The organism is Cellulomonas sp. KH9 (assembly GCF_900114185.1).
In the GTDB taxonomy this organism is placed as follows: domain Bacteria; phylum Actinomycetota; class Actinomycetes; order Actinomycetales; family Cellulomonadaceae; genus Cellulomonas.
The window spans coordinates 430,987-457,354 of sequence record NZ_FOSE01000003.1 but is presented as its reverse complement, the minus strand read 5'-3'; the positions used below and the strand labels follow the sequence as shown (position 1 = coordinate 457,354).

At 73.5% G+C, this 26,368-nt stretch carries 18 protein-coding genes and 1 tRNA gene; 6 read left to right on the top strand and 13 right to left on the bottom strand.

Annotation, left to right across the window (positions count from 1 at the left end; translation table 11 throughout):
- Positions 1-352: 352 nt before the first annotated feature.
- The 4 genes from BMZ16_RS11945 to BMZ16_RS11925 form a co-directional block, all read right to left on the bottom strand.
- Positions 353-2,281 (bottom strand): endo-1,4-beta-xylanase, encoded by a 1,929-nt coding sequence (locus BMZ16_RS11945; RefSeq protein WP_089800696.1) that lies wholly within the window; start codon positions 2,279-2,281, stop codon positions 353-355.
- A gap of 449 nt (positions 2,282-2,730) precedes the next feature.
- The gene (locus BMZ16_RS11935; protein ID WP_255366594.1) at positions 2,731-4,032 is read right to left on the bottom strand and encodes a GmrSD restriction endonuclease domain-containing protein; all 1,302 of its coding nucleotides are present in this window, start codon (positions 4,030-4,032) and stop codon (positions 2,731-2,733) included.
- Between the two features lie 100 nt (positions 4,033-4,132).
- On the bottom strand, positions 4,133-11,740 hold the full coding sequence (locus BMZ16_RS11930) for a hypothetical protein (RefSeq protein WP_089800694.1): 7,608 nt from the start codon (positions 11,738-11,740) through the stop codon (positions 4,133-4,135).
- Between the two features lie 80 nt (positions 11,741-11,820).
- The gene (locus BMZ16_RS11925; RefSeq protein ID WP_143082820.1) at positions 11,821-12,561 is read right to left on the bottom strand and encodes a hypothetical protein; all 741 of its coding nucleotides are present in this window, start codon (positions 12,559-12,561) and stop codon (positions 11,821-11,823) included.
- 554 nt (positions 12,562-13,115) lie between these two features.
- On the opposite strand from BMZ16_RS11925, the gene BMZ16_RS19555 reads away from it, so the two are divergent.
- Positions 13,116-15,023 (top strand): HNH endonuclease family protein, encoded by a 1,908-nt coding sequence (locus tag BMZ16_RS19555; protein WP_218143352.1) that lies wholly within the window; start codon positions 13,116-13,118, stop codon positions 15,021-15,023.
- A gap of 63 nt (positions 15,024-15,086) precedes the next feature.
- Here BMZ16_RS19555 and BMZ16_RS11915 read toward each other — a convergent pair.
- Positions 15,087-15,159: transfer RNA gene (locus BMZ16_RS11915), tRNA-Arg, on the bottom strand.
- A 461-nt stretch (positions 15,160-15,620) separates the two neighbouring features.
- Between BMZ16_RS11915 and BMZ16_RS11905 the strand changes: the two genes are divergently transcribed.
- From BMZ16_RS11905 to BMZ16_RS11895, 3 genes are read left to right on the top strand one after another with little or no spacing between them, the layout of a single operon-like run.
- Positions 15,621-15,911: a hypothetical protein gene (locus BMZ16_RS11905; protein ID WP_089800688.1), complete on the top strand. Its 291-nt coding sequence runs from the start codon at positions 15,621-15,623 to the stop codon at positions 15,909-15,911.
- 21 nt (positions 15,912-15,932) lie between these two features.
- Complete coding sequence (locus tag BMZ16_RS11900) at positions 15,933-18,032, top strand: hypothetical protein (RefSeq protein WP_143082819.1); 2,100 nt, start codon at positions 15,933-15,935, stop codon at positions 18,030-18,032.
- Positions 18,029-18,628: a hypothetical protein gene (locus tag BMZ16_RS11895; protein ID WP_089800684.1), complete on the top strand. Its 600-nt coding sequence runs from the start codon at positions 18,029-18,031 to the stop codon at positions 18,626-18,628. The genes BMZ16_RS11900 and BMZ16_RS11895 overlap by 4 nt, the downstream gene beginning before the upstream one ends.
- Positions 18,629-18,663: 35 nt before the next feature.
- Here the strand turns inward: BMZ16_RS11895 and BMZ16_RS11890 are convergent, their stop codons facing one another.
- From BMZ16_RS11890 to BMZ16_RS11855, 7 genes are all read right to left on the bottom strand, one after another.
- On the bottom strand, positions 18,664-19,113 hold the full coding sequence (locus BMZ16_RS11890; RefSeq protein WP_089800683.1) for a hypothetical protein: 450 nt from the start codon (positions 19,111-19,113) through the stop codon (positions 18,664-18,666).
- A gap of 33 nt (positions 19,114-19,146) precedes the next feature.
- Positions 19,147-19,410, bottom strand: coding sequence for a hypothetical protein (locus BMZ16_RS11885; protein WP_089800681.1), 264 nt, complete (start codon positions 19,408-19,410; stop codon positions 19,147-19,149).
- Positions 19,404-19,673, bottom strand: a complete 270-nt coding sequence (locus BMZ16_RS11880; protein WP_089800679.1) for a hypothetical protein — start codon at positions 19,671-19,673, stop codon at positions 19,404-19,406. Before BMZ16_RS11880 ends, BMZ16_RS11885 begins: the two co-directional genes overlap by 7 nt.
- Before the next feature lie 400 nt (positions 19,674-20,073).
- Positions 20,074-20,970, bottom strand: coding sequence for a hypothetical protein (locus BMZ16_RS11870; protein ID WP_089800675.1), 897 nt, complete (start codon positions 20,968-20,970; stop codon positions 20,074-20,076).
- Positions 20,967-21,179: a hypothetical protein gene (locus tag BMZ16_RS11865; protein WP_089800673.1), complete on the bottom strand. Its 213-nt coding sequence runs from the start codon at positions 21,177-21,179 to the stop codon at positions 20,967-20,969. Before BMZ16_RS11865 ends, BMZ16_RS11870 begins: the two co-directional genes overlap by 4 nt.
- 175 nt (positions 21,180-21,354) lie before the next feature.
- A complete protein-coding gene (locus tag BMZ16_RS11860; protein WP_143082817.1) occupies positions 21,355-21,618 on the bottom strand; it encodes a hypothetical protein in 264 nt (87 codons plus the stop codon).
- Between the two features lie 85 nt (positions 21,619-21,703).
- On the bottom strand, positions 21,704-22,945 hold the full coding sequence (locus BMZ16_RS11855) for an alpha-amylase family protein (RefSeq protein WP_089800669.1): 1,242 nt from the start codon (positions 22,943-22,945) through the stop codon (positions 21,704-21,706).
- A 300-nt stretch (positions 22,946-23,245) separates the two neighbouring features.
- Between BMZ16_RS11855 and BMZ16_RS11850 the strand changes: the two genes are divergently transcribed.
- Complete coding sequence (locus BMZ16_RS11850) at positions 23,246-25,069, top strand: BCCT family transporter (protein ID WP_255366593.1); 1,824 nt, start codon at positions 23,246-23,248, stop codon at positions 25,067-25,069.
- A 131-nt stretch (positions 25,070-25,200) separates the two neighbouring features.
- Complete coding sequence (locus BMZ16_RS20050) at positions 25,201-25,599, top strand: DivIVA domain-containing protein (protein ID WP_089800667.1); 399 nt, start codon at positions 25,201-25,203, stop codon at positions 25,597-25,599.
- A gap of 13 nt (positions 25,600-25,612) precedes the next feature.
- Here the strand turns inward: BMZ16_RS20050 and BMZ16_RS11840 are convergent, their stop codons facing one another.
- A complete protein-coding gene (locus BMZ16_RS11840; protein WP_089800665.1) occupies positions 25,613-26,284 on the bottom strand; it encodes an AIM24 family protein in 672 nt (223 codons plus the stop codon).
- Positions 26,285-26,368 lie beyond the last annotated feature (84 nt).

Genomic DNA, 26,368 nt, shown 5'->3' with positions numbered 1-26,368 from the left:
GCACCGGGTCGCCGGACGCCTGCGTGGAGCACCGGGGCGGGGTGGTGGCCCCGCGTCATCGCCGTTCCGAGGATCGCTCGCCGACGTCGCCGTGCGGTGACCGAGGGGCTCGCCGTGCACCTGGCGGTGTCCGGTCGGGGCGGCGGCTCACGGGGACCGGAGCCGCGCCTCCTTCCCAGGGTACGCGCACGGCGCCCACGGGGGCGGGACCAGCGGCCGGTCGCGCAGAGCACGGTTGGGTCACGATCCGGGCGTCGGGGCGGCCTGACGCCGCGCGGCGGGGCGGGTGGAGACGGCGAGGCCCCCGCAGGCGCGCCGGCTGCCACCGGCGACCCGCGGGGGCCTCGTCGACTCAGCGGTGCGGGCCGTGCGGCGGCTTCGGCGGCTTGGGGCCCTTCGGTCCGTTCGGCTCGAGCGCGGCGATCGCGTCGAGCAGCGCCGCGGTCGCCTCGTCGACCTTGGCCTGCGGCCCGCCCTTGGCCAGGACGTGCGTGGCCTGCCCGAGCGCCTTGCGCACGGCGCCGACGCTCTTGCCGGTGTACGTGTGCCCGCGCAGGTCGAGCGCCTCGGCCTGGTCGACCGCCTCCTGGAGCTTCGAGGTGTCGGACAGGTGTCCGCGGATCCCGAGCCACCGCTCCGGGTCGGCCACGGCGACGGCTCCCAGCTTCTCGGAGAAGTCGCTGTTGAGGATCAGCGGGTTGTGGGTCGAGCGCCAGCTCAGCTGGTCGTTCAGGCCCCAGAACGTCACGCGGTCGATGTCCGTCGCGTAGGTCTTGTAGACCGCGAAGTACTCGGCGAACCGCTGCGCCTGGATCCGCTCCAGCTCGGCGCGGTTCTCGATCTTGCCGACCCAGTAGGTGAAGCCCTCGCGCGAGATGCGGTCGGCGACGGTCGGGTCGCTCAGGTCGCGGTACGCGGCGCGGTCGTCACCCTCGGGCTGGCCGTTCCACGCCTCCCACACCTGCAGGTCGAGCTCGCTGATGCTGACCTCGAACCCGGCCTCGGTGATGAGCTGGATCGACCGCTCGACGGACGCCTCGTCCGAGCACGCCCCGGGCTGCCACTCGGCGGCGGCGTCGTCCACGAGCCGCGGCAGGCGCGTGAGGCTCGAGCACGCGAACGCCGGGGTCTGGTTGATGTAGTTGTGCGACTGCATGCCGATGGCCTCGACGAGCGGACGCGGGTCCTCGGGGTGCTCGGCGGCGTAGCGGGCGTTGAGGTCGGTCGCCATCGCGATGATCGCCTGCGCCTTGCCCTCGGACTGGAAGACGTTGAAGTCGTTGTACTCCAGCCGCATGTCCGGGTCGTAGGTGCGGGCGAACAGGAACGCGTCGTAGAGGAAGTCCGCCGGGTGCTCCCCCGCGGCGGTGTCCGCGCCGTTGGCGTACGCGGTGTACCAGCGGGAGAACCCGCCGTTGGGCCCGCCGCGCAGGAAGTCGCGCCAGTCCTGCGTCGCCGGGTCGAACTCCGCGAGCCCGTCGACGAACGCCTCGTTGACGACGTCCCAGGAGACGGCGCGGCCGTCGAAGTGTGTGAGCACCTCCTGGATGTACCGCTCCATGTTGGCGCGGGCCTGCTGGCGCGTGCCGCCCGTCTCACCGCTGTTGAGGCGCGGCGGCGATTGCCCGTGCCACACCAGCACGTGCCCGTGCACCTTCATGCCACGCGCGAGCGTCTCGTCGACGAACGCGTCGGCCTGCGCGAAGTTGAACGTGAACTCGCCCGTCACCGGGTCGATGTTGTCGTTCGGCAGCAGCTGGTCCGGCTTCATGGCGTTCTCGGCCGTCATCACGCTGTAGTGCCGGGCGATCGTCTCGGACGCCGGCGACCCCTGCTCGTACGTCCCCGCGTGCGACCAGATGTTGCCGACGTCGAAGTAGTCGCGGTACACGTCCTTGAGCGGCTTGATCGCCTTGCGGAACGACGTCTCCAGGACGACGTCCTGCTCCGGCATGGTGAACGAGCCGACGCGGGCTCCGATCCACCCCAGCTCGGGCGACGTCCACCCGCCCCACACGTGGCCCCTGCCCGGCGTGGCCGTCAGGTCGACGGTCTCACCGGCCTCGTAGCTGCCGGCGCCCGTGACCGTGCCGCCGCGTCCCTCCACGCGGATCTCGACGTCGAACGTCCCGTCCGTGCCGGCGGCCTGGACCGGCGCGGCGACACCCACCGCCGCCAGCGTCACCGCGGCGGCCGTCCCCAGCCAGCGCGCGGCCAGGCGGTGGGCGGAGCCCGCCCTCGTCCCGGGCGCCCCGTCGGGTCCTCGTGTGGTCGTCCTCATGGTCGCTTCCTCCCCCGGGCCCTGCCGCACCGTCGCCGCGGGCCCTTGATCCGGTCGACATGACCGTGCGCCACCCGGCGCCCCACCGGTCGTCGGCGACCGGCGCGTGGGCCGAGGCAGCCCACTTCCTCCCGCCCCGTCGTTTTTAACGTTAGACGCGGCAGATGGGTGACAACGTAAGGAGCCGTTCGGGTGACGTCAAGGGTGGGTGTGACGCAGGCGACCGCGGCCGGCCGCCGGAGGACCCGTGAGCGGAAGGTGTGGACGACCTCGGTGGCGCCGACGACGTCGTCGTTGAGCTCCTCGAGCCGCTCGGCCGGGATCCAGTACTCGCACGGTCCTCGTTGAGCACCGGGGAGAAGTTGGCCTGGTCCAGCATCTTTCGATTCCCGGAGTCCGTGGTCAGGCAGCGTGCCAGCGCTCACGACGTCCAGGCCAACCCTTTCGGGTCACTTCTCGCAGCCGACGCCGTCCTTGTCCCGGTCGAGGTGGGTGCCGTAGCCGGGCTGACCCTCGAGCACCGGCGCCGCCCCGGCGGCGCGGGCCGCGTCGCAGTTCTTGTAGTGGACCGCGGCTGGGCCGAGCTCAGCAGGAGCGGGAGCCGGGGCCGCGGGTGCCGGGGCCGCTGGAGCCGGGGCCGGCGCGGGGGCGGCGGGAGCGGGAGGGGCGGCGGCGGGGGCAGGCGGTGGTTCCGGCGCCACTGGCACGGGCGCCTCCTTCGCGCCGGCGGGCAGCGGCTCGTCGGGGCAGGCGGACAGGACGCTCACCATGGCGTTGCGCTCGGCCTCGGTGACCCACAGGCCGTAGGTGTGCTTCACGCCGACCTGGCGGGCCACGTACGCGCAGCGGTAGGGCTTGTGCGGCGGCAGCCAGGTGGCGGTGTCCCCGTCGCCCTTCTGCATGTTGAGCGGCCCGTCGACGGCCAAGAGGTTGAGCGGGTCGTTGGCGAAGGCGACGCGCGTGGGCTCGTCCCAGCCCTGGGCGCCCTTCTGCCACGCGTCGGACAGCGCGACGACGTGGTCGATCTGGACGGCGTTGCTCGTCTCCTGGCCGCGGGCGAACGCGATCTCCCGGCCGCTGTAGGGGTCCGCGAGCGTCCCGGTGAGCACCACGCAGTCGCGGGTGCCGGGCTTGAAGGTCTCGCTCTCCAGGTCGCGGGCGAGCATGTCGTTGCGGGTGTCGCAGCCGTTGCGGTCGGTGTCGACCCACCCGCTGCCGAACAGGTCGCGGTCGTACCCGGTCTTCGGCGCCCGCCCCTTGACCTCGAGCAGGGCGACGACGGCGAGGGCCGTCCGCGGGGCCGCGGACTGCTGGGCCGCGACGACGTCGACCTCGGGAGCGAGCTCGGGGGCGGGCAGCGAGGCGGCCTGCTGCTCGAGGGTCGGTGGCGTGGGGGTGGGGCCCGAGGTGGGGGTCCGCACGGGATCCGGCGTCGCTACGTCGGCGGCGGGTGCCTCCGCCGTCTCGACCTGCGACGCCGGGGGCGACGCGATCGCCCCGCCGGCCACGGTGAGGACGAGCCCGCCGGCGAGCACCGCCTTGGCCGCCCCGCGGCTGTGGCGTCCGAGCCAGGACCGGCCACGCCGCATCGCCCACGCGCCCGTGACCGCGAGGTAGAGGCCGGCGAAGGCGACGACCCCGCTGATGCCGCTGGTGGCACCCAGGAGAGCCACGAGGACCAGGCCGCCCAGCCCGACCTTCGTCCTCAGCGGGACCGGGGTCGAGGGTCGGGGCGACGCGGGTGAGGGCACGGTACGGACATCGGCACCCGGGGACCGGTCGTTGACGTGAGTCGCATCTCCCTGGCCGAGCGGTGACCCCGCGGCCAGCCGGGCGCCGCTGCGCGCCTCATCAGTCTCGCTCGCCGAGCGCGAGGCAGAGCAGGACTCCCACGACCACGACGCCGAGCACCACCACCAGGATCGCCACCAGCACGTTGAGCACCCAGACGGCGGCGAGCACGACGAAGGGCACGACGGGCAGGGCCGCGACCACCCCCGCGAGGACGACGAGATCCCGGTGACCGGGCCACGACGCAGGGTGGTGGACGAAGCTCAGCAGCTGCAGCAGGACCGCGGGCAGACCGAGGGCCACGACGACACCCGGCAGCGTCGCGTACGTCAGGAAGCCGCTGAGCGCGGCGACCACGTCAGGTCCGGACGCCAGGGCGACCAACCCCCGGTAGACCAGCGGCTCGGTTACCGCGTCGACCCCGTCGAGGTGCACCAGGACACACGCGCCGACACCCAGCAGCCAGCCCGCTGCGAGGACGCCACGCGCGGCCCAGGTGAAGGCACCGGTGGGTCGCAGCGCCACCCCGTGTCGGCGCGGTGAGGGCGTCGGCCAGCCGTGCCCGAGAGCCGGTACGCCGTACGGCGCGCCGACCTGCCGGTGGGCCCAGACCGCGATCTCGGCTGCGAGCCAGGCCGCCACGACCACCGCCGTCCCGAGTCGGACCGACAGCGTCGCGACCTCGGGGTCTGGGCTGCTGGACGCGACCGTGCCGACCAGCACGAGGAGGGCGGCCGCTCCGCGGACGCCCTGCCGCCACCAGCCGCGCGCCCCTGCGACCCCCGGCCCCAGTGCCACCCCCAGGCCGACGAGGGACAGCACGACAGCCCCGGGCCGCTGGAGCGTGAGGAGCGCCGCGCCTGCCGCGCAGATCCCCAGGAGCGAGGTGACGACCCACTGCGCCGCCGTCGGCAGGTCCCGCCACGCCCGAACCGGCGCCCAGCCCGACACTCCGCTGGCGCGCGACCTGTTGACGGGTGGTGCGGACCGCGTGGGGACAGCGGAGTCCCCACCCCAGGACGACCGGGCGGCCGCCGTGCCACCTGGCGTGGTGGACGCGCGGCGCTGCACTTCCCGCACCTGCCGGCGGGTCACGGCCGGTGCGGAAGGTGCGGCCGGACGGACCGTCGCTGCGGACCGCGGGCGCCCGGTTGCGTCCCGCCTGCCGGTCCGCGCCGCTGTGGGCCAGACGAGCACCGGGTCGGTGGAGTCGCGCACGACGAACGCCGTGCCCGAGGTCCGCACGACCACCGGCTGCGCCGCAGTCGGCCGACGGAGCCTGCCGAGCGGTACCGACGCCCGCGCCTCCTCGGACAGGAGGTCCCAGCCGTCCCAGGCTGCCGACCGTCGGCGCAGGTTGCCCCCGGCCATCACCCCCGCCAGGGCACGTGCGAGCGCGAGCTCCTCGCGCGGGTCCCCGCTGCGGGCCGAGAGCAGGCGTGCCGCCGTCGCGGCCGGCACCGGGCAGGCCTCCGAGCCGCGGGCGAGCCACCGCCGCGCCTCGGTGAGTCCGTGCGTGAGGTAGCGGACCAGCGCACGCCTGCTCATCCGCGGGCGCGGGTCGCCGCCGATCACCACCAGGGCGTCGAGCATCTCCGCCGTGCACAGGTCGTCGTCGGCGCACCGACCCGCGAGCTCCCGGACGAGGCCGACGAGGGAGCGCCCGGCGACCGGCTGCAGCGCCGCCACACCCACGAGCGCGGCGGGGTGCAGGACCGCGAGCAGCCGGGCGTGCTCCTCGGCGGCGCCGACGTCCGTGGTCCGTCGCAGCAGGTCGACCGCGCGCTGCCGGGCGGTCGGGTCCTCCCGGTCGACGGCGAGGACGGCGACCGCGTCGCGCTCGTCCATCCGCCGCCCCGCGACCGTCCACTGCAGGTGCCGCGCGGCCTCACGCCTCGCGACGGGCGTCGTCGCGAGCGCCACGAGCGCGTGGGTCGTCGACCGGCCACGACGCTGGGCGAGTGCGCGACGCGACTCGGCGACCGCCGCCTGCGCCGACGGCAGGGCACGGCTCCCGACGGCCATCCGCACCAGCCACTCGGTGGCAGCGGCCTGGGCGCGACGCGTGACGGTCCGTTCGGCCACCCGGACCACCAACCCGGGGTCCCGCAGGGCAGGGCCCGTCAGGCACCGGAACGCCTCACGCAGCGCCGTCCGGGGGGCCCCGCCGTGCTGACCGAGAGCGAGGGCGCACAGCGCCGCGTCGACGTCGGTCGGGGCAGCGGCGAGCAGGCCCGGCAGCGCGGCGACGAGCCGGGGGTCCGGACTCCTGGGGTCGGCCCTGCCGACCAGGGCCTGCACGACGTCCAGCCGGTCGCCTGCGTGCGCCAGGAGCGTCTCGGTCACGGCAGCGCGCTCGCCGTCGGTGAGCACCTCCTGCAGCCGGTCGGCCGCGACCAGCTCGAGCGCCAGGTCGACGTCGTCCCGGCTGCGGTCGAGCACCGGCTGCACGTACCCCGACCTCAGGGGACTGTGAGCCCGGGACGCGAGCCTCACCAGGCGCAGCCGCAGCCGGTCGGCGCCGGCCACGGCGGGGTGCGCGAGGAGGTACTTCTCGAGGATCCAGGCGAGCTCAAGGGCGTGCTCCGCCTCCTGGGCGGAGTCCGCGAGCAGCAATAGCTCCGCGACCGTGACCCGGGCACCCGGGAGGGCGACCTCCGTGACGAAGGCCTCGACGACGGGGCGCAGGGCGGCGGTACGGTCCTTCAGCGGTCCCAGCAGGGCAGCGGCGAGCCGGATGCCCGGACGGGTGCAGCCCGCCAGGTAGGTCGTCGCACGGTCCCGTTGTGCGCGGGTCAGGCTGAGGTGCACGGTAGCGAGGGCCAGCATGGCGCCGGTCGCGGAGTCGGCGGTCCGGTACCCGGCCTCGTGGCGCAGCCGGCGCAGGACGTCGGCGGCACGCCGGGAGGGGTCCTCCCCGTCCACGAGCGCGACGAGCGCGGCGAGCAGCGAGTGCGTGGCCGCCGCGCCTCGGGCCGCGTCGGCCAGTGCGCGCCGGGTCCGGGGGTCACCCAGCACCCGCTCCGCGAAGGGCTCCCACGTGGCCCACGCCTCGGTCGACGACGAGACCGCCAGGAGTGCGACGAGCCTCTCGACGTCGACCTCGGCACCTGTGTCGCCCCTGCGTAGCAGCACCCGCGCCGTGGCGACGAGGTCCTCCACCTCCGCCGGTGCGGCACTGCGTGGAGCGAGAGCAGCCACGGCCCTCGCCCAGTGCACATCCTCGTCCCCGAGGGGGCGGGAGAGATCCGGCCGCAGCAGGGCGGCGGCCCCCAGCGCGAGCTCGACGTGCTGCGCCGGTTCCTCCGGTCGCGCCGCGACGCCATCCACCCACAGGTGAAGCAGCTCGCGCTCGACGGAGCCGACCTGGGGCCGCAGGCCCGCCGCGACGACCCGTCGGACGCCCGGCGCGAGGGTCCAGGTGACCGGACGTGCGACCGTCGGGCCCGCGTGCCGTGCGAGGGCACGGAGCATCGGCAGGTGCCGGGCCGCCTCGACAGGGTGGTCCAGTGCGGCGCCGACGGCCGCCACCAGGTCGGCCCCGGCACCGGCCGTCATGAGCTCGCGCGACCGGCCGCCCGCGTCCAGCCGGCCGAGCAGCCAGTGCGCGATGCGCCGGTCTCTCCGTGCCGAGGCTATCCAGGACGCCGTCACGTCCGCCGCGTCGGCACCGGTCGCGGTCAGCTCGAGGGCGGCAGGCATCCCGTACCTCGCCACGGTGCTCACCACGTGGTCGCGCCGCCCGGAACCGCGCGCGCAGCCGCGCGCGTGACGCGCCATCCTCGACAGGGCTGTGAAGGCGTCGGCGGGGTCGGTGGCGCGGGCCCAGAGAGCCCCTGCGGCGACCGGGAGTCGCGCCGACAGCCGTCGCACGACCTGCATGTCGTCGTCGGACGGTTCCACCCCCTCCCTCGTCAGCCACTCGACGTAGCCCCGGGCCACGTCGGGTGCGGTCCTCGCCGCCGCCTGCAGCAGCGCGTGCGCGCCGGGGGTCAGCATCGGGGGACGGCCTGCCGTCATGTCACCGCCGGCAGCGTGGTGCTGCAGGTGCCGGAAGCACACCCGGGCGGCGCGCGCGGAGAACGGTGCGTGCTCCAGCAGGAGCGCGAAGGTGTGGTCGACCGTCGGGAGCCGGTAGCTCGTGGCGGCCTCGAATGCCGCGACAGCGATCTCGTGGTCCACGGCCGCTGCCGTGGACGCGGCCTCGACGCCGGCCGCGACACGCTCGTCGTCGAGCACGTCTCCGTCCCGGCGCATGTGCCGCAGGGTGTCCAGCAGGTGCCGTGCCGCGGTGGGGTGCGTACCCGCCGCCTCGCAGAGGCGCCGCCAGTACAGGCTCCCCCCGTCGTCGGTCATCCAGTCGATGCGCACGGCGTGCCGGACGAGCGCCGCCAGGACCGCCGGCTCGTGGCTGTGCGCGGCATACAGCGCGCGCAGGTCGTCCGGCGCCAGCCCCTGGCCGTCCCGCCTCGGCCCCCGCGACGGGCGCAACCGGTGGACGGCTGCTGCCGGGTGGTCCTCCGCGGCCGCCGCGAGCACCGCCTGCCCGAGGCCGCGGACCTCACGGGCCAGACGGTCCTCGGCACTGTCGTCCCCGGCGAGCCGGCGGACCCAGCCCCGCACCGGCACCGTCAGGGTGCACAGGTCCAGGCTCTGCTCGGGAACGGTCGTGACGTCGTCGAGGGCGGTCCTCGCCTCGTGGATCTCGCGCCGGAGCATCTCGACGACATCGACGAGGAGCTCGCGGTAGCCGTGGCCCGCGTCGCCGGCAGGAAGCGGGGAGCCCTCCGGGAACGCCGCGCGCATCCGGTCGAGCACGGCCGAGACATGGACCCGGACCGCCGAGGGGTTGCCCCGGGAGCGGGCGAGGTCGGCCGCCCACCGCTCGACCCGTCGCCTATCGGGCGAGCCAGCGCCCTGGCCGCGGCCCGTGCCCCGACGCTGGGTCAACGCGTCGAGTGCGTCGATGACCCCAGGCCGCTCACGCACCCCGTCGTCGGACAGGATCGCGAAGGCGGCGGCGGCGTCGGCCCGGCTTTGACGGTCCGTGCCCTCGGCGGCCCGCTCCAGCACCGCACAGACCCGCGCCTGCAGCGCCGGGTCCCGGCCGTCGTCGGTCGCCAGCAGCGTGGCAGCGACGACCGGCTCGTCGATGGCCGACTCCAGGTGGACCCGCGCGGCCTGCCGGTCCTTGACCGTCCGGGCGAGGCCCGCGAGCGCGACGGCGAGCCGCTGCGGGGGCAGGTGCCGTGCGTGCCGGTGGCACGCACGGATCGCGGCCTCGCGGTCCTCGCGTGCCGGGTCCTGCGGCAGCAACTCGAGGAACGCCTCGGTGGCCGCGACGTCCTCGAGCAGGTGGGGCCGCAGCCGCTCGAGGTGCTCGGCGCCCGCGGCCGGTTCCAGCTGCCACAGGGCAACGGCTGCCCGGGCGTGGGCCCCGGCGAGCTCGAGCAGTCGTGGACGCAGCCCAGGGACCTCGTTCGCCGCGTCGTCGGTCTCGTCCGCGCGGAGACACTCCGCCAGCAGGATCGCGGCGTGGTCGCTCGACCGGAGCACGGGCAGGAGCACGGCGCGGGCCGCGGCCGGCTCGTCGTGCTCCAGGTAGAAGCGGGCGAGGTCGCAGCGTTCATCGTCGAGGACGTCGCCCGACTCGTCGATGTGCGCCCCGAGCAGCGTCGCACCGTGGCGTCGCATGCCGGGGTCGGACCGGACGCCCAGCAGCACGTGCGCCGCGCGGCGGTGCAGGAGCGCCAGCTCGTGCAGGAGCGCCGTCGCGCCGCCCGCGTCCGGTCCGTCGCCGTCGGCCATGACGTCCCGGCAGACGAGCGCGACGGCGTACGACGCGTGACCCGCCGTCGTGGTGCTCTCCGCGGCGTGCATCACGGCCCGCTCGAAGGGACGCAGGTCCGTGGGGGTCACGTCCCGACGTCGCGCCGCGCGGACCAGTCCGGCGACGAGCAGGCACCACGCGCCGTCACGTGCGTCGCCGGGCACGCGCCCGAGGACGGTGAGCCGCTCGTGCGCACCTCCGGTGGCCGCGGCCAGCAGGACCGCTCGGGGCAGCTCGGCGACGCCCGCGCGCCGGAGCTCGTCGGCGTCGACGCCCCGGGGGATCCCCAGGCCGCGTAGCCCGTCCAGCAGCGCGGGGACGGCCGCCCCGTCGACGGTGTCGTGGATCGTCGGCAGCACGGCGTGCAGCTGCCGCCCGAGGGCGGCGGCGTGCGCCCGCCGCAGCGCGTCGTCGTCGAGGAGTGCCGCGTTCCGCAGGTGGGCGCGTGCCGTCTCGCCGACCGCCGCCGACACGAGCGCGACAGCCGGGTCCTCCCCGATAGGGAAGGGGACCTCTACGAGCAGCCCGTCGTGCACGAGCCGCTCGATCGCCTCCGCGACGCCGCGCGCGCTGCAGGTCTCGGCCGCGTCAGTGAGCACCGTCCGCAGCGTCTGCCCTCCCGCCGTGGCGAGCAGCGCGAGGACCACCGCGGCGGACGTCCCGGTCGGGGTGTCGGACGCGAGCAGGTCGTGGGCGGTGGCGAGCACCGCCGCATGCGCCGAGTCGGGGAGCGCCGCGAGCCACTCCTGCTCGACCGGCCCCAGCTGGACCTTGCGTGCGATCAGCCGCGCGTGGTCGACGACGAGCCCGGGCGCGACCCCCTCGGGCCCCGGGGGACGGGCGTCGACGTAGGCGTCGGCGAGGCTCCGTGCCGACGCCGTATCCCCCGTCGCGCGTTCCAGGTGCGCACGCAGCAGGGCTCGTGCCTCGTCCGCGCCGCAGCCGGCGAGGGCGTCGGCGGCGACGGCGTGCGGCGCGTCCGCCCGATCGCCCCATCGCCGCACCTCCATGACGCCGTCCAGCGCGTCGGACGCCCGCAGGAGGTCGAGGAGGCCGTCGTGCGCGCCGCCCGAAGGAGGCACGGGACCGCGCTGGTGCGGGACCAGGGGGACGTGCTGCGGGCTGCGCGCCGTGCTGACGACGACGACCGAGCTCCTGGCGTCGCTCGAGACCACCACGGACGTCAGGTTCGTGAGCCAGACGCTGAAGTCCGGCCGCGCGAGGTGCGCGTCGTCCAGCAGGACAACGAGGACGGGTGCCGGCACGCCGGCACGGCGGGCGTCCGCTGCGAGGTCGCGCAGGTGCTCCACGGTCTGCTCGGTGGTGTCAGGGCCTGCGGCCGCGTCACGCTCGGCGTACGCGCGGCGCATCTCCACCAGGTTGCGCTGGTGCTGCCGGACCTCCTGGGCCCTGTCGTACAGGTCCTTGAGGGTCAGCACCGCCTCCAACCCGGGCACAGCCAGCGCCACCAGGTGGATCGCGGTGTCCGGCAGCGAGGAGCGGACGTCGTCCCACGCCCGTGCGACCACCTCCTCGTACCGGCGTGCCGCCGACCATCGCGCGACCTCGTGCTGGACCTGGCCGAGGAGCATCATCGCGGCGACGTCCGGGCTTCCCGTCTCGCCGGCGGCGGAGAGCGTGACGACGACGGCGGACGGCGAGATGCCCTGCCCCGTCGGCGCGGCCAGCCGGTCGCGCAGCCGTGCCAGCAGGGTCGTCCGGCCGATGCCCGCCTGCCCGACGACCTCGTGGATGTGGGCACGGCCCGCGTCAGCGGACCGGACGTCCTGGATGGACTGCTCGACAGCCACCACCACCTGCTCGTGCAGGTCGAGCACGGCGCCCGACCGCCCCGGCGACGTCGTCGCCCCCGGGAGGGCCGACGACGGGTGCCCAGTGCCTTCCGCGTGGCTCATGCTCACCGTCCCAGCAGGTCGTACAGGCCGGGCAGGTCGTCGGCCGTCACGATCGCGGTGCGGTCCGACGCCTCGTCGTGGAACAGGACAGCCGGGTACCCGCCGGGCTCGTCGTCCGGCAGGAGCAGTGCCGCCTCGAGGGCCTCGAGCGCCTCCGGTGCTGTCGACGACCAGGGCAGGACTGTGACAGGGGTCGACCCCACGGAGGCGACCACGTCGCCCACGGTCGCGGAGAGGTCCAGGAGGACCAGGCCGCCCTCCGTGCACCGGCCGTGCACGAGCCGACTCACGTGGGCCCGTGTGAACAGTGCCCACGTCCCGTCGGGGTCGCGGAACGGCAGCTGCGAGAGGTCGTTCAGCGCCATGACGTCCAGGGCCCGCGACGCGGGTGTACCGACCGTGCACGTGACGGCCCGGGGTGCGACAGTGACGGCACGCCCGGGCGACGCGAGGCCGGCGGCGATGCGCTCGAGCCGTTCCACGACAGGGCGCGGGGGCAGGGTGACGGGTCCCTCGTACCCGTCGAAGACGATGTGCGCGTACGCGTTGCGCGCCTTGCGGCACGCCTGCAGGAACTCCGAGACGCTCGGGGTCACCCGGCGGGCCTGCTCCGCACGCCGCAGCACGGCACTCATGTCTGCCTCACCCCGGCGGCTGGCGCGCTCGTCGGTGAGGTGACGCTCGACGCGCTTCCACGCGGTGAGGAACCGCTCGGACAACGCCGTCTCCTGCGCCACCGTCACGTCGGCTCCCTCCGCCATCCCCCGACGCCATCGACCGGGGGGATGACGTGCTGAAGGGACTTCGCCGGATCGCGGGGCCGTTTCACCCGCGACCGGGCTGGTCACGGGTGACGCGCTCGGGAGGGCAGTTCGCCGGCTCGGGACCAGTCCGCGCTCGACCACGTCCGGGTCGCTGCCAGGTAGTCGGGCAGGAGGCGCAGGTCCGAGCTGCCGGCACCCGTTCCAGGACCTGGATACTGGTTCGTGAATGACGCTCGTACGGGACTCGATACGGGCATTTCGTGCGATGGCCCTTTTCCGGGCATTCGCCGACGACGCGCTGATCTGCCGGCGTGATCGGCCGCCGGGCGGCATTTCCACCCGCATGGCTACGTTATTCTCACTGCCTCGAAGAGGAGTGACCCATGCTGACCATTCGGGATGCCGGCACCGCATTCGTTGCCGCCCTGACGCTCTTCGCCGGCACGGTGGCCGGTCCCACCCCTGCGGCCGCCTCCCCGCAGCCGAGAGCCGCTGCTGCGTCCGCGAGCACGAGTACGAGTACGAGCAAGTACGTGCCACTCCCCCCGCACCGGATTCTCGACACCCGTGAGGGAGGGGCGGCGGCTCCTGCGGCCAGGTCGACCCTCGACCTGCAGGTGGCGGGCGTCGGCGGGGTCCCCGGTGGCGCCGCGACCGCGGTGACGCTGAACGTGACGGTGACGCAGCCGCGGCAGGTGGGCTTCGTCCAGGTGCTCCCCACCGGCAGCGGCGAGCTCGGGGCGTCGTCGAACCTGAACGTCTACCGGACCGACCAGACCGTCTCCAACCTGGTCACCGTCCCCATCGGCGAGGACGGAAAGGTGACCCTCTTCAACGTCGTCGGCGGCCATCTCATCGCTGACGTGCAGGGGTACTTCACGGGGGTCGACAACAGCGCGGAAGGCCGCTACACCGCCCTCACCCCGACCCGCGTGCTCGACTCCCGCGACCGGACGGGCATGCCGCCGATTCCGCCGCCCCCGGGGCCGACGAACCCCGGGGACGTCGTCAACTGCGGGAACTTCGCGACGTGGGCCGCCGCGAACGAGTGGTTCTGGCGGTACTACGACAGCTTCGGTGACGTCGCGAAGCTCGACGGCAACGGCGACCTCATCCCGTGCGAGTCGCTTCCCGGCGCGCCGAACCACCCGGTCCGACTGCCCCCGCCGGCCACCCCCTCGCACGACCCGCACCCGCGGCCGGCACCCGGTGAGACGATCACTCTGCCGGTCGCCGGCAGGGCCGGAGTCCCCGCGGTCGGGGCATCGGCGGTCGCGATGACCGTCACCGCCACCGACAGCGCCGGGCCCGGGTTCGTCCAGGTCGTGCCCACCAGCGGCCCCACGTCGCTCGGCTCGACGTCGAACGTCAACCTCACGGCCGCGGGCCAGACCGTCGCGAACCTCGTGATCGTCCCGGTCGGCAGCGACGGCAGCGTGCAGCTCTACAACTCCAGCGGCACCGACGTCATCGCCGACGTCGTCGGCTACTTCACCGGACCGACCGCCGGCACCTCCACCGAGGGCCTGTTCGTCCCGGTCACTCCCGGCCGCCTCGCCGACACCCGCCAGAGCCCCGGCGAAGCGCTCGCCGGGGGGACCCAGCTGACCGTCGACCCGCAGGGCCGGACCGGTCTGCCCGCGTCCGGGGTCTCCGCGGTCTTCCTCAACGTCACCGCCACGGACACCGCCGCTGCCGGCTACCTGCAGGTCATGCCCACCGGACGCGCGACACCGGGCTCGGCCTCGAGCGTGAACTTCACCGGCGCGGGCCAGACGACGGCCACGTCCACCATCGGCACCCTCGGGGACCACGGGCAGCTCAGCGTCCACACCCCGACGACGGCCCACGTCATCCTGGACGTCAGCGGGTACTTCACCGGCGCCGGGTACACCCCACCGCCCGCCACGCACCCAGCGCTGCAGAGCCTGACGGTCGCCCCCCAGAGCGACGGTGGCGTCGCCTACGACCGGCGCGCGTGGGAGCACTGGATCGACGCGGACGGCGACTGCCAGGACACGCGCCACGAGGTCCTCGCGGCCGAGTCGCTCGTGCCCGTCACCTACGACGGCCCCGGCTGCAACGTCACCTCGGGCCGGTGGGCCGACCCGTACTCCGGGCAGACGTGGACCGTCCCCTCCGACGTCGACATCGACCACATGGTGCCCCTGGCCAACGCGCACAAGTCCGGCGGGTGGGCCTGGGACGCCGCCACGAGGCGCGCCTACGCCAACGACCTGGCCTACGCGGGCCACCTCATCGCCGTCGAGGACAACCTCAACCAGTCCAAGAGCTCCCGGGGACCCGAGGAGTGGAAGCCGCCCGCCACGAGCTACTGGTGCACCTACGCCACCGACTGGGCCACCATCAAGACCACCTGGTCCCTCACGGTCACCTCAGCCGAGTACGACGCGCTCGCGGAGATGCTCGCCACCTGCTGACCAGGATCAGCGGCGCCAGGAGGAAGCCGCGAGCGCCGGCCCTTGACCGTCGACGACACTCGGTGCGCCTGGGCAGATTCGAACTGCCGACACCCGCTTTAGGAGAGCGGTGCTCTATCCCCTGAGCTACAGGCGCAGGGGACCTGCGGGAAACCTGGTCGAAAACCCGTCGCAGATCACGATCGGTACGTCCGTCGGCGCCCTCGTCAGTCCCTTGCGACGCCGGGCGGGCTTGCACGGCCCGTCTGACGCGGGTCCAGACTACCGAAGCGCGGCCAGGGCACGCGCCAGCAGCCCCTGGCCGGAGGGCTGGGGCTGAGGCTGTCGTTCCGTGTTCGGGTTCAGGCGACCAAGACGGGCGCCGAGGTCCGTTCGCTGCGGCGGTGGTACCAGTCAGCAACGACGTTGTGCGTGACGGCGAAGCTCAACATGACGAGGGCCTGACGTTGGGCTTTGAGTGCGACCATGCGTCCGCGGTAGAGCCAGTCGTCCAGCTGGGAGTGAGACGACTGGATCGTCCCCGCCTGATCCGAAGGCACCCACAACGGACGTTCCGTCCCCGTAGAGTGTGCCGGTCCCGATCGCCGTGGAGGTGAAGTGCCCGAGGACGAGCAGGTGCCGAACCGGTACCGCGAGCGGCTGGGAAGGGCGCTGCCGGGTGCTCGCCGGCAGGCCGCGCTGGTCGGTCGGGCGTTCGCGCGGGTCGACCGGGCGATGTCCGCCGGGGCCTGGGACAGCCCGCTGGCGCAGACGTTCTACGGCGGCTGCGTCGAGGCGCAGCACTCGGCGACGGTGGCGGCGGGCGGCTGCGTGGACGCGATCGAGCTGCGTCACAGCCGAGAGCCGGCCCTGGTGCCGCGTGACGACCGCAGGGCACGACCCGCGTGACGGGCGGGCACGGTGGCTGAGGTGCGGATCGACGTCGCCGGGATGGCCGACGTCGCGCGAGGGCTCGAGGAGGGCATCGAGACGGTGCTGCACGCTCGGGACCTGCTGCGCGCGGACCTCGACCGGCTGGACCTCGACCCGTCACGGACGTGGGCGCTGGACGGGCCGGTGGCCTGGGCGCGCGGTGAGCTTCCCGGGGTGCGGCGCCGCCTGGCGCTCGCGCAGGTCCTCGAGGGGCAGGAGGCGACCTGGCCGGCCGGGACCGTCATGCTCGACGAGGCGCTGGTCTCGACCGTCGACCCCGCGCACGCCCAGACCATGGCCCACCGGGTGGCGCATGCCCTGCGCGCGGTGGACGGACCGCTCGACGAGGACCTCGTCGACCTGCTGGAGTCGTACCGCGACGACCCGTACTTCGCCTCCGCCCTGGCCAAGAGCCTGACGGTGGGCGAGCTCGCCGAGGCCGTGAAGCAGCTGTCCTCCGCACACGCCGGCTCGGACCAGGACGACGCCTGGTACGCCCGCACGGTGGTGGGGCTCGCGCGCACGATGGGCACCGCGACGCGGGCCACCGGTGACCTGGCGCTGCCGTCGGGCTACGCACGGCAGTGGGTGCGGCACATCACCTCCGAGGTGAACCGAGCCGTGTACCCGGACGCGGTGGCGGCGCCGGACCACGCGAACGCCCTGGCACTGCTGGTCACGTCCGGCCGGTGGGACTCCGACTTCCTCGTCGAGGTCACCGGTGCGGTGATCGACGACGAGCGGTCACGTCCCGACGTGGAGGACATGTGGCTGTCACGCGGCAACCCGCTGTCGAACGCGGACGACGGCCCCGGGGTGTACGACGCGGTCGGGCTCAAGGTGCGTGACCCGCTGTCCACGTTGCTGGCGGGCCTGGCGAAGGACCCCGGTGCCGCGCAGCGGGTGTTCGTCACCGGTGAGCAGCAGATGGTGCAGGTGGGAGACCAGAAGCTGCAGGTCTCCTCACGGCTGAAGCACCTCGTCGAGAACCGCACCTGGGAGCTCGACCGTGTCCCCGGGCGCGCGTTCTCCCAGGTGCTGGACGCCGCGACGATGACGTTGCGTGACCGGGAGAGCACCGGGCGCACGTCGGCCCGGCTGACGACCCAGACGATCGCGCTCATCGGCGCGCACACCGGTCACGACGCCCGCGACGCAGCGTTCCTCCAGGCCCAGGACCCCGGATGGCACCTGCCCGAGAGCCTGCGACCGACCGTCGCCAGGATGCTGGCGACCTACGGCATGGACCTGCTCGAAGCTGTCGCTGTCGACGTGGACGACCTGTCCGACGGTGCCGTCCTGGACCGGCGTGCGATGAACGACGGGACGTCCGACCTGCTGTACGGGCCCGGGCAGGCGTACGGGGCGGTGTTCGACGAGGAGCTGCTCACGCCTGTGCTGAAGACGCTGGGGCAGGACGGTACACACGTCGACGTGGTGATGGCAGGGCTGGCCGTCGCGTCGAACCTGCGCCTGAGGACCGCCCTGGACCAGACGCTGGCGATCCACCCCGGCGCGCCTGTCGACCTGATCACCGGACGGCGGGACATCCCCCGGATCTCGAACACCCTGCTGAGGTCGTCCGAAGCGCTCTCGTGGACGGTCCAGCAGGGCTACGCCGGTGCGCAGGACGAGAAGGACCTGCGGGAGGCGCGCCAGGCGGCGTTCGCCGACGCGCTGGGCCTGGCCGCGAGCCTGCCGATGATCCCGGACGTCAGCGACAACAAGAACGTGCAGTGGCTGTTCGACAAGGCTGTGGGCGAGGCGATCAGCGCAGCCGGGAAGGTCGACGCCTCCGAGCAGGTGAAGCTCTTCCGGGTGCTCGACAAGGAGGTCCCGGAGAGCGCCGTCGAGAGCGTCCTGAACGCGTTGCTGCAGTCCGGCTACCTCGAGGACGACGCCTTCGCTGCGGCGAACGTGGACGCCTCGCTGTACACGGCACCGCTGGACACCGCCAAGGTCGACGGCGCCGACCCGCCCCGCTTCGACCGTTCGTCGGAGGACTACAGGGCGTGGGTCGCGAACCTGTCCAACGGGGCGTTGCTCCAGAACACGGTGCGAGACCCCTTCGGGTCGGCGTGGGGGAACATCAAGTGACCACTCACCAGCGGGCCGTCGTGATCGCCGTCGCAGCAGCGCTCGCCCTGGCCGGGTGCACCGGCGGGCCGAGCCCCACCGGCACGGCCTCACCCACACCCGTCTCGTCGGCCGTGGCCGCCGGTGCGCCGCTGGTGTGCGGGATCGCCGTCGCCGACGTCGAGCTCGCCACCGGCCTGTCGGTGGGGCGGTCCGACGACCAGATCGTCGTCCGTGACGGCGCGGGCACCGGAAGGTGCGAGGCGTTCAGCGACGACGCCGACGGCGAGCTCGTCGTCGTGGAGCTGCACCCGCTGGACGACGTCAAGGCACAGCAGGTGCGTGCCGCGATCGACGGTGACGAGCCGTCCCCCGTGCGGGTGCCGGACATCCGGTTCGACCCGGACGTGGCCGACGGCGCCGCCTGGGGTGTCGGCGCGACCTCCGACCAGTACGTGACAGCGGCCCCCATCTCACAGGTCTTCTGGGGCGACACGATGATCTACGTCTACCTCACCCAGACCGATTCATGGCGCGCCGGGGCAGACGACCTGCTGGCCATGACGTTCCAGGTAGCGCAGTCCTACGAGCTGGATCGGCCCGACCCGACCGGCTGACGCGTCGGCCCGGCGCGTCCGCGTCGCTCAGCGGGTCACGCCTGCAAGGTCATCGCGTTCGTCCGGGCGGTGACGGTCGAGGTCACCCCGGGCACCGAGGCGGTGACCTGGACCTCGGTCGCGGCGTTCTCGACCCACACGAACGTGTCCATGTTGACGACCGTGGCACCGGTGCCGTCCAGGGACGGGTTCCAGCGGATCACCCCGACGGGCAGCTCCATGTGCTCGAACGCGACCTCGGCGAGGAACTGCGGGTCCAGGCCCTCGTCGGTCGGTGGCGGGTCCGTGCCAGGCAGGACGTACACCGGCGGGTGCGCGGCGCGGTACGCCGCAGCGTCTTCGCGTGAGACGTGCGAGGCGCACTCAGCCGCGTACCAGCGTCCGGTCGTCTCGGACTGGTACTGCTCGAACCCGTCGTACAGGCTCGGCTCCAGGTACCCGTTGGCCGACGGGGACGTGTACGCGGTGCCGTCCGGGCCCCACACCTCGTCGTACTCCTGACCGCTGTACCCGGCCCATTACCAGCACCGGCGCGGGACGGGGACGCTCCTGGTCGAGGAGAACGGTGCGCCGGCCGTCGTCGAACCGCCGCTACTGACCGTCACCTCGGTCGTGGCACCGGCGTTCACCGCACCGTTGCCGGCGCCGGCGGTGGCGGCAGGTGGTGGCTGGTTGGTGTCCCAGTTCCCGAACCCTCCGGCGGCGTGAGCGGGCTGCGGCGCCAGCACGGTCAGCGCGACGAGGCACGAGACGGCGACGACACGCGCGTGTCGGTTCAGCACGGGCCGGTGTACTCGCTCGTCGCGACCTGCCAGACGCCGCCGACGTCGCGCAACGTGTCCACGTTGCGTGCGGGCTCACCCATCCCCGCCTCTTCCGGCGTGTACTGACCGTCGGCATCCACGAAGGACGCCTCGGCGTAGTTCGAGCACGTGGAGGCCGACGCCTGACCCTCACCCGTGATCGCGACCTCGCTGATCCGCACGCGGAAGGTGCCACCGATGTCGGCGCTGATGCCGGCGTTGGTCGCGGCGATCTGTTCCATCATCGACTTCAGCTCAGGCCTCGGTGGCGCGCGCCCCGAGAACAGGACAGGCCAGGTGGTTCCGGGTCAGGCTGTTCGGGCGCTCGGGCAAGCCGGAACACCACGTGGCGAGGTCCAGGAAGCCGAGGCACGCTGCGGGCGGGAGCGCCCGTCGGAGGGCGGCGCCGAGGAGCCGGGACCGGCCGCTGATGCCCAGGGACGACAACGCGCCGACCTCCGTCCCCGACGAGCCGCAGGCCCGTCAGGCCACTGCCATGCCGATGAGCAAGCAGCCGAAGCTCACGAGAGCCTCCTGCCCCCGTGGGGGTACCGGCGGGCCCTCGTGGCGATGGCTTCGCCCGCTCCCTCGTCGACGAGGCGGTGCTCGTCAGCGGTCCGCCTGTCGTTGCGCGTGCGGGACTCAGCCGCCACCGTGGGCGCCCGGCACCGTCAGCGGTGGCGCAGCCGCGTGACGGTCCGCGCCGCCGCGCGTCGTGCCCGCCCGCCGGCCTCGCACCAGTGCCCACCGGTCCCAGAAGAAGGCGAGGACGCAGAGGACGACGCCCGCTCCCGTGAACCCCAGCACCCACGCGGTGTCGTCCGGCGATCGCTGAGCTTCTGCTCGGGCGCTCTCCCGAGCGGCAGCGGCTTCGGCCACCTGCGCTTCGAACAGCTCGGTCCGAAGTGTCACGTCAGCGGCTGTGCCCTCGGGGATCGTCGGCCACGTCGGCAGGCACGCGCCACTCGCCTCGTCCCTGTCGGTCTCGGCCGGGCACTGCGCGGAGGTCGCGGTGACCTGCTCGGGCAGCGTCAGGAACGGCAGGGGCAGCGCCGCGACACCGATGAGCAGGGCGCACACGGCCGTGCGCAACCAGTGCCCCCGACGCAGCACGGACTCGTTGACCCAGCGCGTGAAGAACGTCGTCCGCTTCATCTCCCGTACCGGGGCCGACCCGCCACGGAAGTCCGCCTCCACGGGGGCGGATCTCCCCAGGAACGCCACGTACCCGGCAGCGAGCGCGATCGCCGCGCCGAGGAACAACCCGGGGATCGCGCCACGCAGGGGCAGTGGCTGGTCGGTCACGGAGAACGCGAGCGTCAGGGCACCGGTGTAGAGCGCGAAGATCGCGGTGGCGGACTTCTGCACCGTGTCCGCACCGGCGCGCGAGCGCTCGAGCGACCCGGCGCTGGCGTCCATCACCGCGGCGGCGAAGGCGGCGGACGAGGCGATCTCGGCTTCGAGCTCGAGCTTCACCAGGTCGCTGTCGTCCTGGGTCGTCGGCGTCTCGTCCGGTGCGTCCTGCCGCTCACCGGTCACAGGTCGACTTCTCCGTCGGCTGGGCCGAAGCCGCCCACGGCGTCGTACACCCACACTCCGCCGGCGCCGGGCAGCATCGAGAACCCCTGGTCGTCGTGAGCCGCGGACGCCGAGGTCACGTGCACCCACGTCCCGTCGCCCTGGACGGCGAACTCGCTGACGGCGACGCGCGCCTGCTCGCCGCGGCAGTAGTGCGTCCTGTCGCTCATGTGCGCTCCTGGGCGTCGTGCGTCAGTGGCCCCACGATGGTCGCCTGGTGCGTTTCACATCAAGACGTGCACGACGGGAGCGGACCCCGACCCCGGGTGATCTCGGCATCGACCCCCCGACACCACCGACGGCCCTGGGTGCACGCTCCGGTGAACCGGGGCGGCGAGCCGCAGGTCACGCAGCCGACCACCGGTTCAGCACCTGGCGTGCCCGCCCCACGGCGATCTCCTCCTCGCAGGCGATCGCCCACTCGCGGCGCGGGCCGCGCATCGTCGGGGCCGGGGCGAGCAGCAGCGCGACCACGGTCCCCCGGGCGTACGCGCGTCGCGGTGGGAGGCCCCGACCGCGTGCCTTCACGTACGTCTTCCCGAACGCGTCCAGGTGCGCCTCGACGAGCCCGTCCAGCGCCCGGCTCACGGGCTGCAGCAGCGTCGGCATGGTGACGACCTCCTCCGTTCCGTCGACCTCGACGCCCATCGGTGGGTCGCACGAGTGTCGCGCGCGAACCTGTGAACGCCTCGGGTCAGCCGTGCTGGAAGAGCACCGTCCCGGCGGGGTCGCGGACGACGGCCCGGGTCGCGTCGAGGTCGAGCTCGACGGTGAGGTGCTCCGTGCCGTCCGCCGACCGCGCCGTGTACACGTAGCGCGTGTTGCTGAGCTCGACCTTCTCGGTGCGGGCGCGCACGAGCCACGGGTGGCGGCGACGCAGGCCGATGAGCTGCTGGTGCACGCGGTACATCCACCAGCCCTCGGCGGCCAGGCCGCTCGGGTCGTCGGGCAGCGCGGGGCGCACCGCGTCGTCGCCGCCGAGCCGCTCCTCCTTCACGCCCGTGAACGCCTGCTCGTCGCCGTAGTACACGGAGGGCACGCCGCCGGTGGTCATGAGCACGACGAGCGCGAGGACGGCCTGCTCGGGGCCGACCCTGCTGGCGATGCGGGTGACGTCGTGGTTGCCGACGCTGGTCTGGGGGACGAAGTGCTCGAGGAACCCGTCGTGCCGGGTCAGGCACCAGTCGAGCTCGAAGAGGTTGCGGTCCAGCAGAGAGCTCCACACCGCCTTCCACAGCTCGTACTGCGTCACCGAGTCCATGCCGGACGCCTCGACGATCTCCGTGTAGTCGCCGTGGATGACCTCGCCGACGAACCACGCGTCGGGGTGCTCCGCGCGCACGGCGGGCAGCACACGCGCCCAGAACTCCGGCGGCACCGCGTACGCGGCGTCGAGCCGCCAGCCGTCGACGCCGCGGGCGAGCCAGTGCCGCATGACGGTCGCGACGTACTCGGCGACCTCGGGGGTGGTGTGGTCCAGCGCGACCAGGGCGCTGTGCCCCTCGAAGTCCGCGGCCCGGGGGCCGCCGGGTGCGTGCCAATCGATGCGGAACCAGGACGCGTAGCGGCTGCCGGGGCCTTCCCGCAGCGCCTCCTGGAAGTACGGGTGACCTGCGCCGACGTGGTTGAACACGCCGTCGAGCACGATCCGCAGACCGCGTTCGCGGCACGCGGCGACCAGCGCGTCGAAGTCCTGGTCGTCCCCGAGGCGCCGGTCGACCGCGAGCTGGTCGGTGCTGTCGTACCCGTGGGTCTGCGACTCGAAGACGGGCCCGAGCGACAGCCCGGACGCCCCCAGCTCGACGGCGTAGTCCAGCCAGGGCTCCAGCCGCCGCAGGCGGTGCCCGGCGTCGTCAGGGGTGCGCTCCCGGATCGGGGCCCCGGTCATGCCGAGCGGGTAGACCTGCCACAGGACGGCGTGCTCGACCCAGCTCACGCAGGACTCCTTACCGAGGCGGACTCACGGACGCTCGAGGCTACGCCTGACCCCGTCGCGCAGACGCGCGCGTTCTACCCACCTGCGGCGCGCGGTGCCAACACCGTGCGGTCCCGCTCGCGGTCTCCGCAACTTTCGGCCCGATCGCTCGCGCGGCGCGCGTCGAGCCGTGACCCTCTTCGGTGGCCCGGCCACCGACGAGAGGCAGCTGTGAACGACCAGCACACGGAACCCCCGCATACCGAAGACGGTCCGCGCACCGCCGCGCAGCGCGCACGCGCAGCGCGGATCCTGCAGGAGGTGACCTCCCCCAGCACCGTCGGGACACCACACCCCGCGCTGCTCCCGGGGATCGGCGTCGAGCAGACGCACCGCCGGTTCAGCGTCGACACGGTCGTGTTCGCGGTCGCCGCCGCACTGGTCGCCGGCGTCATCGTGTGGGGCGTCGCCAGCCCGTCGGGGCTCGCCGCCTTCGCGGGTGGCGGGTTCGCGATCGTCACGGAGGACTTCGGCTGGTTCTTCAGCATCCTCACCGTGCTCGTGTTCGGCTTCATGATGTGGGTCGGGTTCGGCCGCCACCGGGCGGTGCGGCTGGGGCAGGACGACGAGGGCCCCGAGTTCTCGACCGTCTCGTGGATCACCATGCTGTTCTCCGCCGGCATGGGCATCGGTCTGCTGTTCTACGGCCCGCTGGAGCCGATGACGTTCTTCACGGACGTGCCGCCGGCGTTCGCCGCGTCGACCGAGGCGGGCAGCAACGCCGCCATGCACGTGGCACTCGCGCAGACGACGTTCCACTGGGGCCCCATCGCGTGGGCCTACTACGCGCTGATCGGCGGCGCCGTCGCGTACGCGGCGTACCGCAAGGGTCGCGTGCCGCTGATGTCGGCGCTGCTCGAGCCGATCTTCGGTGCTCGCTCGCACGGCCTGCTCGGCAAGGTCGTCGACGTGTTCGCGATCGTCGTGACGCTGTTCGGCACCGCGGTGTCCCTGGGCATCGGTGCGCTGCAGATCGGCCGTGGTGTCGAGATCGTGGGCGGCATCGGCACCCTGGGCAATGCGGCGCTGGTCGGCATCATCGCGGTGCTCGCCGTGGCGTTCATCCTCTCGGCCGTGTCGGGCCTCAAGCGCGGCATCCGCGCGCTGTCCAACATCAACATGGCGCTGGCCGGTGCGCTCGGTCTCTTCGTCCTGGTGACGGGGCCGACCGTCCTGCTCCTCAACCTGGTCCCCGGCGCCCTCATGACGTTCGTCGGTGAGCTGCCGACGCTGATGGCCCAGTCCGCCGCGACGGCCCCCGACGCGCAGGAGTTCATGAGCGCGTGGACCACGTACTACTGGGCGTGGTGGGTGTCGTGGACGCCCTTCGTCGGGCTGTTCATCGCCAAGATCAGCCGTGGGCGCACCCTGCGCGAGTTCGTCACGGCCGTGATCGTCGTGCCCAGCGCCGTGTGCCTCGTGTGGTTCACGGTGGTCGGGGGCACCACCATGTGGCTCGAGCAGACGGGCGCCGGCATCAGCCAGGCGGAGTCCGGTCAGGACATGCTGTTCCTGCTGCTCGACGAGCTGCCGTTCGGTGCGCTGACCTCGGTGGCCGCGGTGATCTCGATCGTCATCTTCTTCGTCACCAGCGCCGACTCGGCGTCCATCGTCATGGCCAGCCTCTCGGAGCGGGGCAACCCCGAGCCGCGTCGCTGGACCACGGTGCTGTGGGGTGTCGCGCTCGCGACGATCGCCGCCGTGCTGCTGGTCGGTGGCGGGCAGGTCGCCCTGACGGGCCTGCAGAGCCTCATGATCGTCGCGGCGCTGCCGTTCGCGGTCGTCGTCATCTTCGTGATGGTCGCGTGGGCCAAGGACCTGGCGCGCGACCCGCTGACGCTGCGGCGCCGGTACGCCCGCGAGGCCCTGGAGCAGGGTGTCCGTGCGGGCATCGAGGAACACGGCGACGACTTCGTCGTGGGTGTCGTGGCCACCGAGCCCGACGAGGGTGCGGGCGCCTGGCTGGACACCGACGACCCCGTGCTCACCGACTGGTACCAGCCGGAGGACGAGACGCCCGCGGCCGAGGCTGCCGACCCGGACGAGCGGGACGCCGACGACCGCAAGGACCCTGTGCTGACCTGACCGGCGGCACGGTGCCGGTGCCGCGACCGACCGCCCGGTCGCGGCACCGGCCGTTCCACGGCGGGTGACGTCGCCGACCCGCCTCGGCACGTCCGGGCGATGCCTGGCGGTCCCGGTGGCACGATCTGCGCATGCTCACCGCCGACGACGTCCAGCAGGCCCGCCTGCCACTCACCACGTTCACCGAGGGGTACGAGAAGGGCGAGGTCGACGGCCTGCTCGCGAAGGTCGTCGCGACGCTGCGCGCGGTGGAGAGCGGGACGGCGATCGACGACCCGGCCACCGCCGACGGGGTGCTGCAGGCGCGGTTCCGGCCCACGAAGTTCCGTGAGGGGTACGCGCAGGACGCGGTCGACGACCTGCTCGACCGGGTGGTGACGACGCTCCGGGAGCGCCCCGCCGTCCCCGAGCCGCCGGCGGCGTCCGCCGCACAGCCCACACCCGCGCAGCCGGCAGGCGCACCCGACGGCGCCGTGCCCGGCCTGCTGGCGCCGCGGCGCTCCTGGTGGCAGCGCGTCCTGGGCGGCTGAGCCCCGGCGCCCGTCAGCTGGTCTGCACGACCCCCGCGAAGCCCTCGGACGGCTGCACCACCACGAACCCCGGACCGTGGAACTTGTACTGGAACGCCTCGCCGGACCCGCCGCGCAGCATCGAGGACATGTTCATGCTGGACACGACCTCGGGTGCCAGGTTCGCCGACCAGCAGACGGCGGCGTTGGGGTCGACGTACGTCGGCTGCTGCGAGCAGTCGAGGATGACGGGCTTGCCGTCGGACGTCAGGGCGACGGAGCCGTGCCCGTGCACGACGGTGTTGAAGAACCCGCCGGTCATCATCCCCGCGCCGCGGGTGCGGTGCAGGTCCCACTGCAGGGACGCGTCGAACGCGAGCAGCGACGTGCCGCCGACGCTGATGGCGTCGCCCTCGAGCTGGATGACGAAGACGTCCTCGGCGTAGCGGGCGAAGAACACGTCGCCCTGCCCGGACACGGTCATGAGCGCCTGGTCGTCGCTGCTGATGGCGCGCTTGACGAACGTGGCGAGGGAGTCCGAGCCCTTGTGGTGGAACTGCACGGCGCCCTGGTAGGCCACCATGACGCCCTTGGCGGCCAGCACGGGCTCACCGAGGGTCACCTTGAGCATCTTGGGGCTCTGGAGGACGAACCGCTGCCCGTTCTCCACCTCGAGGTTCGACCGGTCGAAGATGTCGCTGCGCATGGCGCACATCCTGCACCGTCGTCGCACGTCGCACGGCGCGCGTACGCCGCTCGGGTGAGCCGCCCCCGGCGACGCGGCGGCCGG

Bases quoted from the DNA above. Each gene is read 5' to 3' on its own strand.
- BMZ16_RS11860 (WP_143082817.1), bottom strand. From the start codon at position 21,618: ATGCCGACGCTGCTGCAGCCCGTGAGCCGGGCGCTGGACGGGCTCGTC.
- BMZ16_RS11865 (WP_089800673.1), bottom strand. From the start codon at position 21,179: ATGAGCGACAGGACGCACTACTGCCGCGGCGAGCAGGCGCGCGTCGCC.
- BMZ16_RS11840 (WP_089800665.1), bottom strand. From the start codon at position 26,284: ATGCGCAGCGACATCTTCGACCGGTCGAACCTCGAGGTGGAGAACGGG.
- BMZ16_RS20050 (WP_089800667.1), top strand. From the start codon at position 25,201: ATGCTCACCGCCGACGACGTCCAGCAGGCCCGCCTGCCACTCACCACG.
- BMZ16_RS11945 (WP_089800696.1), bottom strand. From the start codon at position 2,281: ATGAGGACGACCACACGAGGACCCGACGGGGCGCCCGGGACGAGGGCG.
- BMZ16_RS11880 (WP_089800679.1), bottom strand. From the start codon at position 19,673: ATGGAACAGATCGCCGCGACCAACGCCGGCATCAGCGCCGACATCGGT.